We start from the raw sequence: 13,704 nt of genomic DNA, 5'->3' as shown, positions 1-13,704 counted from the left end.
CAGGCCTCGTCAGTCAGCGATGGTCCGCGGCCGAAGCGGCGCGGAAGAGTCGCCGCCGTCACGACACCGATGCTGGATGGTCATGCGCAAGTGTGTATAGACTTGCGCTCAAGTCTGATCGCGCGGTTCGACCCGCGCGTGGGTCGAGGTGCAGCAGACTCGGACATCAGGAGCCCCCGACCGGTCGCGGGGCCGCGGACGTGATGCTCGGACGGGAGCGGGACCACACATGAACATCAGTGAGCTCAAGGGCGAGAGCGTCGCGTTCTTCGCGTCGGGCGGGCTCGACAGCTGCACGGTGACCCATTGGATGGCCTCTCACGGCGTCAAGGTCATCTGTTTCACCGCTGACCTGGGGCAGCCGGACGAGACCGAGGGCCTCGACGTCGTCGCGGAGCGGATGAAGGCCTGCGGCGCGGTCGAGGCCGTGATTGTTCCGCTCCGCACCGAGATGGGCGAGGCTGGGATTCAGGCGATCCAGGGCCTGACCCGGTACGAGGGTCGCTACTGGAACACGACGCCGCTGGGCCGGTACGTGACCATCCGGGGCGTGCTGCCGCATCTGCTGGAGCGCGGCATCAAGATCCTCAGTCACGGCGCCACCGGTCGGGGCAACGACCAGGCCCGCTTCCAGCTTGTCCCGAACATGCTGACGCCCAGCATCTCGGTCTATGCGCCCTGGCGGGACCAGAGCTTCCTCGACGCCTTCGGCGGCCGCGAGGAAATGATCGACTACTGCGAGAAGCGCAATCTGCCGATCCGGGCCACCCGCAAGTCCCCCTACTCCACGGACGCGAACCTGCTTGGGCTCACGCACGAGGCCGGCGTGCTCGAATCCCTCGAGACGGGCGCGAACTTCGTCAGCCCGATCATGGGGGTGCGGCCGGTGGACGCTCCGGACGCCCAGGAGCTGGTGACCATCGTGTTCGAGAAGGGGCGCCCGGTGTCGATCGCCGGCGAGGCACTTTCGGACCCGGCGGACATTCTGGAGAAGGCGAACGCGATCGGTGGCCGACACAGCGTCGGCATCAACCTGCACCTGGTGGAGAACCGGTTCGTCGGCGTGAAGTCGCGTGGCGTCTACGAGGCGCCGGGCATGGAGCTGATCGGCAGTGCCTACGAGTACCTGCTGCAGACGATCCTCGACCGGCGTGCCCGCCGGATCTTCCACTTCGCTGCCGACTTCCTGGGTGAGCAGCTCTACCAGGCCTACGGCGAGGATCTCGGCTCGCGGCTGGCCCGCAAGGTCGTCGACGAGGTCGCCGAGCTGGCGACCGGAACGGTGACCTTGGAGCTCTACAAGGGAACGGTGAACTTCGCCGGAGCCAAGGACATCCCGCACTCGCTCTACAGCGAGGAGAACGCGTCGATGAGCCGGGTCGGTGCCTTCGACCACAAGGACTCCGAGGGATTCCTGCAGGTGCTCGGCGTCGGCGCCCGTACCGCGTCGCACGCCGGCCAGGTGCCTGGCGTCCTCGAGACCAGCTAGCCCAGCCCAACCCGGGCGCTGAAGATTGGTCCGGGCGGGATCGTGCCGAGACCCGGGTTCGCAGCCACAAGGGCTGCGGATCCGGGTCTCCGCGCGTCGCGGGCGCGCCGAGCGTGCCCGACAAAGCTCGGCGTCCGTGGCCCGCGGTTGGACCCGTGGCCGACAGGTTGGCGGGCCGGCGAGTTACCGTAATAGGTGAACGGGCCGCGATCGTCCTGATCGTGGCCGCTCTGGCCGGGCCGGCTGAGGTACGCCGCCGACCTGGCGGGGGGTGTATCGCGTCGGTCAGCAGGGACCGCCGCGGCATCAGTACCCTTCGAGGTCTTCCCGGCACGGCTCAGGCGACGGAGCCGGGTTCGCCGCTGGCCGCAGGCCAGCGCCGGAGATCAAACGGAATGTTTCGTGGGTCCGCTTTCCGGGCCAACGGAAGCGGAGATGGACGCCCCTCGCGCCTGCGGGGACGGCGTCGATGACCGGCAGCGGGCCGGTGCTCATCCAGAAGTCAACAGTGGACCGCCCACGATGGTGTGGGCTGATCGGAAGCGATAGACCATGTCGAGCTCTGCAGTCCCTCCCTCATCTTCAGGCGGGGAGCCGACCCATCGGTCGTCTTCCGGGTCCACCTCGTCCGGACCGAGGCGCGCGGGCCGGGCCGGCGGCGCCGCCGGGCACGGCGGCGGTTTCCGTTCCGGCGGCGGGCAGGGCGGCGGTTTCCGTTCCGGCGGCGCTGGTGGCGCACGCCGGGCGGGCGGGCCGCCGCGGCCGGCCGGGGCAGGCGGCGGGCAGCGGCCCAGGTTCCGTGACAGCGCGGACGGGCCGAGCCGGGCCGGCACGTTCCGTCGCGATGACCGCCCCGGCGATGACCGGCCGCGCGGCGAAGGACGTTCGTGGTCCTCCGACCGGCGGGACCGGTCCGGCGGAGGGGACGCCCGTGGCGACCGGTCTGGCGGACAGGGCGGACGTTGGAACGACAGTGGTCGACCGCGCGGATCCGACGGTGGCTCGCGCCCGGGCGGCGGCGGTGGCTACCGCGCCGCGGGCGCGGACCGCGCAGGTGGCGCGGAGCGTGGTGAGCGCCGCCCCTTCTCCGGCGGTGACCGCCGAGAGGGGGGCTTCCGGCCCGGTGGCAGGCCGACCGGTGGTGGCTTCGACCGCCGCGGTGGCGACCGGGACCGGCCGGGCACGGGAGCTCGCCCAGGCGGTGGCTACCGGGCGCAGGGCGGCGCCGACGGCGCCGACCGGCGCCCCGAGCGAGGCGGCGAAAGCAGGTACGAACGCGGTGGTGACGGCGGCTACCGCGCGCAGGGAAGTGCTGACAGCGGCGACCGGCGCCCGGAGCGCGGTGGCGACAGCCGGCATGAGCACGGCGGTGACAGCCGTCCCGGCGGTGGCTGGTCGTCGTCCTCGTCGGCTGGGCCCCGTCGCTTCGGCCAGTCCGGTGCCGGGCCGCGCGGCGCGCGCCCCAGCGGCCAGGACAGGCCGAGCTGGCAGCAGCGGTCTGGCAGCGGTGAGCGCCGCGAAGGCTGGAACCCCGACCGCGGCTCTTCAGACCGTGCTGGCTTCCAGCGCGGCGGAGCGGACCGCGGTGGGCCCGAGCGCGGCGGCGCGGACCGCCCGTGGCAGGACCGTGGCGAGCGTGGGAACTTCCGTCCGCCGAGGGACGGCGCGCCGCGCTCGTTCGACCGCGGCACGGACAACGCGGCGCGTCAGCACCGCGGGCCCGGCGACCGGAACCAGGGCGGCCCTCGTCGCGACGGCGCGCAGGGCGGCTGGACGGGCGCCCGGCCGGCCGGGCCGAGCCGACCGGACCGTGGCGACGGCCCCCGGGAGCGCTCCGAGCGGCCGAGGCCGTACACCCGGCCGGACGACCAGCGGGGTGGGAACTTCCGGACATCCTCCGACAGCGCGCCGCGTCGGTACGACGGCGACAGCGGGTCGCGCCCGGACCGAGGCGGCCCCGGCGGCCGGTCGCCCGGCGGGTTCCGCGGCGACCGGGGTACCGGCGGCGGTACCGGTGGTTACCGAGCGGGCGGCGACCGCCCGACGAGCCGTCCGTCCGCCGGTGGCGACCGGCGTGACGGCGGTCGGGACGGCTTCCGCGACCGGTCATCGGGTGGGTACCCCCGCCGGGACGACAGCCGCGGACCGCGCGACAGCCGCGGCGGTCAGAGCGGCGGCGGCGGTCAGAGCGGCGGCGGCCGTCGGGACGGTCACTTCCGGTCGGACCGGGACACCGGGTCTGGCCGTCCGTCGGGCCCCCCGGCCTGGGCGCTGCCCGCGGACCAGCAGATACCCGCGACGCCGGCACAAGATGAGGGCGCGACCCGAGGTCCGGCCACGACCGCTGGCCCCGGCGCGGACCAGACTGGTTGGTCGGCCGCGTCGGCGAGCGGCGTAAGCGCGCCGTCGGCGCCCGCCGGAGCGGGACCGAAGCCGGCGACGGGCGGATCGGCCCCGGCCGGTGGCGACGACGGTTCGGCGCCCCGCTCGACCGGGAGCTGGGCGGCCGCCGGCCGGCCCACCCACAACAGCGAGGGGGCGGCGCGGGGCGACCGTGGCGGCCGGTTCGGCGACCGGCCGCGCAGCGGCGGCCCGGGACGGTCCGACGGCCCTCGGGGCGGGTCTCGGGCTGCTGGCGGCCAGTCGGTACGCCGTGCCGGCCGGACCACCGCCGAGCGGCGGTCCGCGCCGCCCGAGCGTCGGGTCACGCCGACCACCAGGCCCAAGGTCGAGGCCCCGCCGCTGCCCGAGGAGGCACAGCCCGAGCTGCTCGACTTCGAGGTCCGCAAGGAGCTGCGCGGCCTGCCGACCGGCCTCGCCGACATCGTGGCGCGGCACCTCGTCGCCGCCGCGATGCTGCTGGACGAGGACCCGGCGCTCGCGCTGGCGCATGGCCGGACGGCGGCGAGCCTCGCGGCCCGGCTGCCCGCGACACGGGAGGCCGCCGGGATCGCGGCCTACCACGCTGGTGAGTACGCGACCGCCCTGATCGAGCTGCGGGCCGCCCGGCGGATGGACGGTTCTCCTCGGTACCTGCCGATGATCGCCGACTCGGAGCGCGGCCTCGGCCGCCCGGAGCGGGCCGTCGCCTACCTGACCGACCCGGCCGCCGACGCGCTGGACCCGGCGGGCAAGGCCGAGCTGCTGATCGTCGGCTCGGGCGCCAGGCGTGACCTCGGCCAGCCCGAGGCGGCCGTCGTCCTGCTCGCCGACGAGGCCAACAGCCCAGGCGCGCCCCGGCCGTGGACCGCGCGGCTGCGTTACGCCTATGCCGAGGCGCTGCTCGACGCGGGCCGCCAGGCCGAGGCGCTGCGGGCCTTCCAGTCCGCGGCGGCGATCGACGAGGAGGGGGAGACCGACGCGGAGGACCGTGCCTACGACCTGAGCACCCAGCTCCCCGCCGAGCCGGAGCCCGCGGCCGAGCCCGCCCTCGCCCAGCCCGCGGCCACGCCGGCCCTCGCCCAGCCCGGCCCGGCCCAGCCCGCGGCCACGCCGGAGGCCTCACCGGGCGCGCCGACCGGCCCGGAGCGCGGCCTGCCCGCGCCTGTCGTCGGGAAGGGCGCGCTGCCGGTCGTCTTCGACGACGGCAGCGCCCGGCGCGCGCAGGCCGCCGCCGAGGCGGCCGAGCGGGCGAAGGCGAACGCCGCGCCGGCGCTGCCCGACCTCAGCGTCCTGTTCAGCGACCTGGGACTGCGTGAGGTTCCGGTTGGGGAGCGTCGTCCCGTCGCGCCCCCGGAGGTCGAGGCCGCCGCCGACGACGTGGTGGACATCCTCGACGTGGACGACGTGGACCAAGACGAGGACTCGGACGACGACGCTGACCTGGAAGGCGACGCTGACCTGGAAGGCGACACGGACCCGGCCGACGACTGAGACCGGCCGACGACTGAGACCGGCCGACGACTGAGACCGGCCGACGACTGAGACCGGCCGACGACTGAGACCGGCCGAAGGGCCGGCCCCCGCGCTCGCGGAGGCCGGCCCTTCGGCGTGGTGGGGCCGGTCAGCCCTCGTCGAGGAGGCGGATGAGCAGCCCGGTGCGCGGCTTCGGGGTGAAGAGGGTGGACTTGCGCGGCATGCGCTCGCCGGCACCGGCGACGGCGGTCACGTCGGCGACCGGGGTCGGGTTGAGCAGCAGGGCGGTCCCGCTGTCCCCCGCGGCGGCGATCGCCGCCGGAGCGTCATGGAAGTAGTCGACGACGCCGGCCTTGTCCTCCAGCCCCCAGACGTCGCTGATCAGCGTGAGGTGGGCGACGGTCACATCGAGACGACGGAACGCCGCCGAACGGTCGGCGGGCAGGCTGCGGGCCAGCGCGTCGGCGCTCGGCTCGGTCAGCAGATAGGCGTCGCGCCCATCCGTGATCACGAACGCGTGGCCAATCTGGCCAGCCTTGGCCAGCTCGTCGAGCAGCGGCGAGACGCCGGCCGCCTCCAGCCGGCGGACCGTGAATGCCCCCTCGGCCCGGCGGGCGGCCTCGGCCACGCCCAGGCCGCGCACGGCCCGGTGGATGGGATGCACCCGCGGGCCGGACACCGTCGCGTCGACGAGGAAGGTCAGACCGAAGTCCCACGGGCCCGCGCCGCCGCCCGCCGCGCGCCGCTCGGCCTGGTAGTGCCGGTAGGTGGCGTACCGGTGATGGCCGTCCGCGATGACCGCGCGGCGTCCCAGCAGGTCCGCGGCGATCGCGTCCAGGGTCGCCGCGTCGGTCACGGCCCAGATCCGGTGCGAGACGCCGTCGTCGGTGGTCGTGGCCAGCAGCGGCGGGGTGGCCACGGTCGCGGCCACCATCCGGCTGGTGTCACCGCCGCCCTCATAGAGCAGGAAGATCGGTTCGAGGTTGGCCCTCGTCGCCTGTTGCAGCGACAACCGGTCGGTGACCGGGCCGGCCATGGTGTTCTCGTGCGGCAGGATGATGCCGGCGTCCGGGTCGGCCAGCGCGACCGCGCCGACCAGGCCGCGCTGCCGGTGGCCGTCCTGCTCCTCCTCGTAGACGTAGAGCGCGGGCGCCTCGTCGCGGGCCAGGACGCCGCCGCCGAGCCACTCGGCGAGCGTGGCGGCGGCCCGTTCGTAGCGGCTGCCCGGCTCGCCGTCCCGGTCCCGCGGCAGGATCAGCCGCACCGCGTTGTGCGGGTCGGCGGACTCCAGCGACACCACGCCCGCGTCGTCGATCACGTCGTAGGGCGGCGCGGTCAGCGCCGCGAGGTTCGCGTCCGCGCCGGCGGCGGAGGTGAACCGGACCGCCCGGAACGGCGCGAGCACCAGGCCGGGGGGTGTCGGAACGGCGGCAGCGGCGGCGTCAACCATGGCCCGCATCGTAGGCCGGCGGCCCGCTCGTCCGGCTGACAGTCGCGCCGCGCCCGCCAGCCGGCGCCGGGCCGTGGAGGCCTGGCGGGTCCGGCGGCCGGGCCGAGGCGGTCGATCAGGGCGCGGCCGGGTACGTCGGTGAGGTTGGGCGGAACGCGCGAAGGGACGTACGCGGCACGTCTTTGCGGCGACACTGGACGGCGGGCCGGTATCCCGTTTCCCGGTTCCGGCGGGTCGTCGGCGGTTGTTCGGGCGTCCACGGGAATGGCTGACGGTCCACCGGGTTGGCGTGGAACGGCTTGGGAGGTGCTGATGTCCGAGCAGGACGGCGCGGGCAGGGAGTGGCCGAACGGTGCGGGCACGCCCGCCGGCGAGGTTTACGACTGGTACACCCGCGGGGTCGCGCTCCATGGTCATGGCGACGCGAACGCGGCGGTGCAACTGCTCGGGCACGCCGCCGCCGCCGAGCCGGCGTCACGCAGCGTGCGGGAGGCGCTGGCCCGGGCCCAGTTCGACGCGGGCCAGTACGACGCCGCGCTGGAGACCTTCGCCTGGATCGTCGCCCAGGACCCGACCGACGACTACGCGCAGTTCGGCCTCGGGATGGCGGCCCGGCGGACCGGCGACCTGCCGACGGCGATCGAGCACCTCGCGCTCGCGGCGGCGATGCGCCCCGACATCCAGCACTATGGCCGCGAGCTGCGCGGCGCCCGCGCGCAGAACAACCGGGCTCGCTCGGCGTGACGGTCGACCTGGCCAACCCGGCGGCGCCGGGGGCGGTGCACCCGGCCTACGGGCCGCCGCTCGCGGCCTCAGCCGCCCCGGCCGAGCGGTTCGACGTCGCGCTGCTCGACCTGGACGGGGTGGTCTACCGGGGCGAGGGCGCCGTGCCGCACGCCGCCGAGGCGATCGGTGCCGCCGGGAAGGACGGGATGCGCGCCGCCTACGTCACGAACAACGCCCTGCGAACCCCGGAAGCGGTCGCGGACCGGCTGGTCCGGTTCGGGGTCCCGGCGCGGGCCGAGGATGTGATCACCTCCGCGCAGGCGGCGGCGCACGTGCTCCGCGAGCGGCTGCCGGCCGGGGCGGCGGTCCTGGTGCTCGGTGGCGAAGGGCTGCGGGCGGCGGTGACGGCCGAGGGGCTGCGCCCGGTGACCTCGGCCGACGACGAGCCGTCGGCGGTCGTCCAGGGGTTCGACCCCGAGCTGACCTACGCCCGGCTGGCCGAGGGGGCGCTGGCGGTGCGCGCCGGGGCGCGGTGGGTGGCCAGCAACGCCGACCTGACGGTGCCGACCGAGCGGGGCATCGCGCCGGGCAACGGCTCGCTGGTGGCGATGATCCGCGCGGCGACCGGCGCCGAGCCGCTGGTCGCCGGCAAGCCGGAGCCCGCGATGCACGCCGAGTCGGTGCGCCGCTCCCGGGCGCAGCGGCCGATCATCGTCGGCGACCGGCTCGACACCGACATCGAGGCCGGCACCCGATCCGGAACGCCGACGCTCCTGGTCCTCACCGGGGTGACGGACGGGTCGGAGCTGCTCGCCGCTGGCCCGGCCAGCCGGCCGACCCTGCTCGCCGCCGACCTGCGCGGCCTGCTGCGCCCGCACCCCGCCGCCGACCGGGAGCCGGACGGCACCGCCCACTGCGGAGCCTGGACCTGTCAGGTCGACGCCGAGGGCACGCTGCGTTGGCATCAGTCGCTCGCCCCCGGCGGCTCCCGGCGAGACGGCGGACCTCCCGACGACGGGCTGGACGCCCTGCGGGCCGCCTGCCAGGCCGCCTGGGCCGCTTCCGACGCCGGCCGTCCGGCCCGCCGGCTCGCCGACGACAGGCCGTCCTCCTGCGCGGACCTGACGGTCTAGAGCAGGGAGCGGACGCGCAGCAGGTCGCGGACGCTCGCGTCGACCTTGAGCCGGCCGGTCGCCCAGGCGGTCGTCACCGCGAGCCGGCCCGAGGTGACGGCGATCAGGTCATCGCTGCTGAGGGTGAAGGTGATCTGGGCGGCCCGCGCCCCTTCGCTGATCCCGCGCAGGCTGCCGTCGTGCAGCTCGGCGACGTAGGAGGTGCCCAGGTCGGGCAGTCGGCACATCAGGGTGCGATTGGGCGCGCTCGGCGGCCGCCCGGCCTTTCCCAGGGCGTCGAGGCGGTCGGCGAGGCCCCGCAGGGCGGCCTCGCACTGCTCCCGGTCCGCCACGATGACAGCCCTCCCGCGTGTGCGCTTCCCGATCCGGCCCGGTCGCTCGCCCGGCCCCCGCGGCCGGCGGGCTGCCGCCCGCCGCCGCGGACCTGGGCCGCTCCGAGCCGGCGCGGGACGTGTGCCCTCACCGTCCTACCTGGTCGCGGTCCGCGTCGCCCGGCTTGGCCGGCCGCTGCCGGGCCTGGCAGGGCGGGCGAGTCCTGGGCGAGCCGGGCCGGGCGTGACGGCCGCGCCGACAAACAGCGATTCCCGTCGGGCGGCCGGCCGGTTCGTGGCCGCCCACCGGCGCTGGTGGTCTGTCGCCGGGGGCGAGCACCGGGTCTTCACAAGTTCTGGCCGGCTGTGGGCGACACTAGCGTAGGGACGACCGGACATCGGCCAGACAATCCGAGCGCGTCGGCCGGGCGTCGAGGACGCGCCGGTCCGCCCGGACATCGACCAGCGGGAGGCAGACAGGTGACCACCGAGCCGGCTATGCCGCCGCGGGAGCTGGCGAGCGGTCCGGGCGGCGGTGCCGCCCCGGCAGGGGAGGACGGCCTGTGGGCGGCGCGTGCCCGGCTGGGTGAGCTGCCGAGCCTGCCGGTCGCCGAGCATGTCGCGGTCTTCGAGGACGTACACCGGCTGCTGTCGGGCACCCTCACCGAGCTGGACGCGGCCGAGGGCGCCGAGGGAGCCGGGCCCGGCGGGATCACCGGCGGGCCTCCGACGCCGGTGATCCGGCCGGGCCAGCCGCCTCGGCCCGGTACGCCGAGCCGGCCGGCTGGCCGGCCCTGGCCCGGCGGTGTGCCTGGCAGCCCGCGGCCGGGTCCGCCGCTGCCCGGCCCGGGCGGCCCGCGATGAGCCGGACGGAGCGCCGGCCGTGACGACGCGCAGGATGCGACTGGACGGCGAGCTCGTCCGCCGTGGCCTCGCGCGGTCACGGGAGCAGGCCGTCGAGACGATCGCCGCCGGTCGCGTGCTGGTCGCCGGCCGGGTCGCGACCAAGCCGGCGACCGTGGTCGGCCTCGACACGTCGATCGCCCTGACCGCGGGCGACGACCCTGGCTATGCCTCCCGGGGCGCGCACAAGCTCCTGGGTGCCTTCGCGGCCTTCGGCGTCCCACCACTGCGTGACCGTGCGCCGGGCGCGGCGGATGGGCCCGCGGCGCCAGCCGAGCCGGCCGGTCTCGTGGAGGCGGCCCGGACACCGCCGTCCCCAGCCGAGGTGGCGGGGCCGCCCGAGGTGCTAGGCCCGGCTGGAGGCCCGCTGCGGGTCGCCGGACGGCAGGCGATGGATGTCGGGGCGTCGACCGGAGGTTTCACGGACGTGCTGCTGCGGGCCGGGGCGGCGGGCGTCGTCGCCGTGGACGTCGGATACGGCCAGCTCGACTGGCGGCTGCGCACCGACCCACGGGTCCGGGTGCTGGACCGCACCAATGCCCGCAACCTGACGCCGGGGCTCGTGGGCGCTCCCGTCGACCTGATCGTGGGTGACCTCTCGTTCATCTCGCTGCGGCTGGTGCTGCCGGCCCTGGTCGCCTGCGCGGCCGACGGCGCCGACCTCGTCCTGCTCGTCAAGCCGCAGTTCGAGGTCGGCCGGGAGCGGCTCGGCGCCGGCGGTGTCGTCCGCGACGTCGCGCTGCACGCCGCGGCGGTCGAGGACGTGGCCCGGGCGGCCGCAGAGCGCGGGCTCGGCGTGCGCGGGATCGTCGCGAGCCCGCTGCCCGGCCCGGCTGGCAACGTCGAGTACCTGCTGTGGCTCACGGCCGGCGCGCCGCCGCTGGACCCGGCGGCCCTGGCCGCCGCGATCGCGGCCGGGCCGGCGGGTGGCGCCGCCCCGGCCGCGGACAGCGCGGCCACGGCTGGCGGAAAGGCGGGACGACGATGAGCAGGGAAGTTCTCGTGCTGACCCATCCGCGCCGGGACGGGATGGCGATACGGGCCAGCTGGGTGCTCGACCGGCTGGCCGCCGCCGGGATCGCGCCGCGGATGCTGGCCGACGAGGCGGAGATCCTCGGCCTGACCGCGGTGAACACCGTCCCGCGTGACGACGAGGCGGCGGTCGGCGTCGAGCTGGTCCTCGTCCTGGGCGGCGACGGCACGCTGCTGCGCGGCGCGGAGCTCGCCCGGTCCGCCGACATCCCGTTGCTCGGCGTCAACCTCGGTCACGTCGGCTTCCTCGCGGAGGCGGAGCCGGACGCGATGGAGTCCACCATTGAGGCCGTGATCCGCAAGGAGTACCGCGTCGAGGAGCGGATGACGGTCGACGTCACGGTCCGGCTGGGCGGCCAGGTCGTGCACACCGGCTGGGCGCTCAACGAGATGTCCCTGGAGAAGGCCGAACGGGCCAAGATGCTGGAGTGCGTGCTCGGCATCGACGGCCGGCCGCTGTCGCGCTGGGGCTGCGACGGGGTGATCTGCGCGACGCCGACCGGGTCGACCGCGTACGCCTTCTCGGTCGGCGGGCCGGTGCTGTGGCCGGGGGTGGACGCGCTGCTGGTAGCCCCGATCAGCGCGCACGCGTTGTTCGCCCGGCCGCTGGTGCTCGCCCCGACGTCGACGGTCGCGATCGACGTGCTGGAGCCGGTGCCGGCGGTGCTGTACTTCGATGGCCGGCGCTCGGTCCCGGTCCCGCCGCACTCCCGGGTCGAGGCCGCGCGGGGCAGGCGGCCCGTGCTGCTCGCGGTGGTGCACCCCCGGGCGTTCACCGACCGCCTGGTGGCGAAGTTCCACCTGCCCGTCGAGGGCTGGCGGGGCCGCGCCGCCAGGGAGAACGGCTTCGCCGAGCCGATCGGTGGCTTCACCGTCGACGAGCCGCCGCGGGCGTGACCGCCGGGCGGGTGCCCGGTGGGCCGCGCGCCCGACATGTCCCTTGCTTCCGGCTGTCATAGCCATGCCCTAGAGTTCGGGACGTGCTCGAGGAGATTCGGCTGCGTGGCCTCGGGGTCATTGATGACGCCGTCCTCGACCTCGCCCCGGGCCTCACGGTCGTGACCGGTGAGACCGGTGCCGGCAAGACGATGATCGTTCAGGGGCTCGGTCTGCTGACCGGCGGCCGTGCCGACTACGGCCTGATTCGCCCCGGCTACGACCGCGCCTTCGTCGAGGGCCGGCTGGTCATCTCGCCCGACTCGCCGACGGCGGCCCGGGTCCGCGAGGCCGGTGGGGAGCTCGACGAGGGCGGCGTGCTCGTCATCGGCCGCACGCTGATCTCGGACGGCCGCTCCCGCGTGCAGGTCGGCGGCCGGGCGGTCCCCGCGAGCCTGCTCGCCCAGCTCGCCGAGGACCTCGTCGCCGTGCATGGCCAGTCCGAGGCGCAGCGGCTGCTGAAGACGTCGGCCCAGCGGGCCGCCCTCGACCGGTTCGCGGGCGAGGCCGTCGCGAAGCCGCTGGCCCGTTACGGCGAGCGGCACACGCGGCTCGCCGCCGTGCGGGCGAAGCTCACCGGCATCACCGAGCGCTCCCGCGAGCGGGCCGCCGAGGCCGAGTCACTGCGCTCCCGGCTCGCCGACATCGAGCGGGTCGGGCCGAGCGCCGGCGAGGACGTCGCCCTCGACACCGAGCTGCGCCGCCTCGAGCACGCCGAGGCGCTCGTCCGGGCCGCGGAGACCGCTCACGCGGCACTGGTCGCAGACCCGGCGTCCGGTGACGGCTCGCCCGGTGCCGTCGACATGGTGTCCGCCGCCCGCCGCGTCGTCTCGGCCGAGGGCGACCTCGACCCGGCGCTCGCCGAGCTGGGCACCCGCATCCGCGAGGCCGCCGTCCTGCTCGCCGACGTCGCCGCCGACCTCGCCTCCTACGCCGCCGGCATCGACGCGGACCCGGTTCGCCTGGCCGCCGCGCAGGAGCGCCGGGCCGACCTGGCCGCGCTGACCCGGGCGCACGGCACCGACGTCGACGGCGTGCTCGCGTGGGCCGAGGAGGCCGGGCGACGGCTGCTGGAGCTCGACGGCGGCGCCGACTCGGCCGAGGCGCTCGTCGCCGAGCGGGACGCGCTGCTCGACGACCTGGCCGACCTCGCCGGCCAGGTCTCCTCGGCCCGGTCACGGGCCGCGCACGAGTTCGGCGAGCGGGTCGCCGCCGAACTCGCCGGTCTGGCCATGCCGAGGGCCCGGGTGGTCGCCGTCGTCTCCCAGCGCGACGACCCGGCCGGCCTCGCGATGTTCGGCCGGAAGGTCGCGTTCGGCCCGGGTGGTGTCGACGACGTCGAGCTTCGGCTGGTCCCGCACCCGGGTGCCCCGGCCCGGCCGGTGCACAAGGGCGCCTCCGGCGGTGAGCTGTCCCGCGTGATGCTCGCGATCGAGGTCGTGCTGGCCGCCGACGACGCCGGGGTGACGATGGTCTTCGACGAGGTCGACGCCGGGGTCGGCGGCCGGGCCGCCGTCGAGATCGGCCGGCGGCTGGCCAAGCTCGCCCGCTCCCACCAGGTCATCTGCATCACCCACCTGCCGCAGGTGGCGTCCTTCGCCGACCGGCATCTGGTCGTCTCGAAGGCCTCCGACGGCTCGGTCACCCGCAGCGGCGTCACCGCGCTCGACGACGCCGGCCGGGTCCGCGAGCTGTCCCGCATGCTGGCCGGCCAGGAGGACTCGACGCTCGCCCGCGGCCACGCCGAGGAACTGCTGGCCGCCGCCGCGGCCGACAAGGCCACCCCGTAGGGACGCCCCTCCACGCCCCGGCCAGCTCGAATCCGGGCGAGCGGGACGGAGGCCACGTCGGGGGACGCGGAGGATAGCG

The 13,704-nt window shown here is 75.9% G+C and carries 10 protein-coding genes; 8 read left to right on the top strand and 2 right to left on the bottom strand.

Annotated features, from left to right (window positions below):
• Positions 1 to 229 precede the first annotated feature (229 nt).
• Both argG and FRADC12_RS04155 read left to right on the top strand, forming a co-directional pair.
• Positions 230 to 1,489, top strand: a complete 1,260-nt coding sequence (argG, locus tag FRADC12_RS04160; RefSeq protein WP_045875630.1) for an argininosuccinate synthase — start codon at positions 230 to 232, stop codon at positions 1,487 to 1,489.
• A 2,826-nt stretch (positions 1,490 to 4,315) separates the two neighbouring features.
• On the top strand, positions 4,316 to 5,362 hold the full coding sequence (locus tag FRADC12_RS04155) for a tetratricopeptide repeat protein (RefSeq protein WP_232303603.1): 1,047 nt from the start codon (positions 4,316 to 4,318) through the stop codon (positions 5,360 to 5,362).
• A 130-nt stretch (positions 5,363 to 5,492) separates the two neighbouring features.
• Here FRADC12_RS04155 and FRADC12_RS04150 read toward each other — a convergent pair whose 3' ends face one another.
• Positions 5,493 to 6,803 carry a DUF1015 domain-containing protein gene (locus FRADC12_RS04150; protein WP_045875629.1) on the bottom strand — a complete coding sequence of 437 codons (1,311 nt, stop codon included), beginning with the start codon at positions 6,801 to 6,803 and terminating at the stop codon, positions 5,493 to 5,495.
• A gap of 303 nt (positions 6,804 to 7,106) precedes the next feature.
• On the opposite strand from FRADC12_RS04150, the gene FRADC12_RS04145 reads away from it, so the two are divergent.
• The gene (locus FRADC12_RS04145; RefSeq protein ID WP_045879063.1) at positions 7,107 to 7,538 is read left to right on the top strand and encodes a tetratricopeptide repeat protein; all 432 of its coding nucleotides are present in this window, start codon (positions 7,107 to 7,109) and stop codon (positions 7,536 to 7,538) included.
• Complete coding sequence (locus FRADC12_RS04140; RefSeq protein ID WP_084010436.1) at positions 7,535 to 8,653, top strand: HAD-IIA family hydrolase; 1,119 nt, start codon at positions 7,535 to 7,537, stop codon at positions 8,651 to 8,653. The genes FRADC12_RS04145 and FRADC12_RS04140 overlap by 4 nt, the downstream gene beginning before the upstream one ends.
• Here the strand turns inward: FRADC12_RS04140 and FRADC12_RS04135 are convergent.
• Entirely contained in the window at positions 8,650 to 8,985 is a 336-nt protein-coding gene (locus FRADC12_RS04135) for an SCP2 sterol-binding domain-containing protein (protein ID WP_045875628.1), read from the bottom strand. The genes FRADC12_RS04140 and FRADC12_RS04135 overlap by 4 nt on opposite strands.
• 459 nt (positions 8,986 to 9,444) lie before the next feature.
• Here FRADC12_RS04135 and FRADC12_RS04130 point away from each other — a divergent pair, with 459 nt between their 5' ends.
• The 4 genes from FRADC12_RS04130 to recN all read left to right on the top strand — a co-directional run bounded on the left by FRADC12_RS04130 (position 9,445) and on the right by recN (position 13,625).
• The gene (locus FRADC12_RS04130; protein WP_157488687.1) at positions 9,445 to 9,828 is read left to right on the top strand and encodes a hypothetical protein; all 384 of its coding nucleotides are present in this window, start codon (positions 9,445 to 9,447) and stop codon (positions 9,826 to 9,828) included.
• A gap of 34 nt (positions 9,829 to 9,862) precedes the next feature.
• The gene (locus tag FRADC12_RS04125; RefSeq protein WP_045879061.1) at positions 9,863 to 10,855 is read left to right on the top strand and encodes a TlyA family RNA methyltransferase; all 993 of its coding nucleotides are present in this window, start codon (positions 9,863 to 9,865) and stop codon (positions 10,853 to 10,855) included.
• Entirely contained in the window at positions 10,852 to 11,796 is a 945-nt protein-coding gene (locus FRADC12_RS04120) for an NAD kinase (protein WP_045875626.1), read from the top strand. Before FRADC12_RS04125 ends, FRADC12_RS04120 begins: the two co-directional genes overlap by 4 nt.
• 83 nt (positions 11,797 to 11,879) lie before the next feature.
• A complete protein-coding gene (gene recN / locus FRADC12_RS04115; RefSeq protein WP_045875625.1) occupies positions 11,880 to 13,625 on the top strand; it encodes a DNA repair protein RecN in 1,746 nt (581 codons plus the stop codon).
• Positions 13,626 to 13,704: the final 79 nt, after the last annotated feature.

Origin of the sequence: Pseudofrankia sp. DC12 (genome assembly GCF_000966285.1) — a bacterium.
In the GTDB taxonomy this organism is placed as follows: Bacteria; Actinomycetota; Actinomycetes; order Frankiales; family Frankiaceae; genus Pseudofrankia.
The sequence above is the reverse complement of the archived record's forward strand: the minus strand, read 5'-3'. Positions and strand labels throughout refer to the sequence as shown.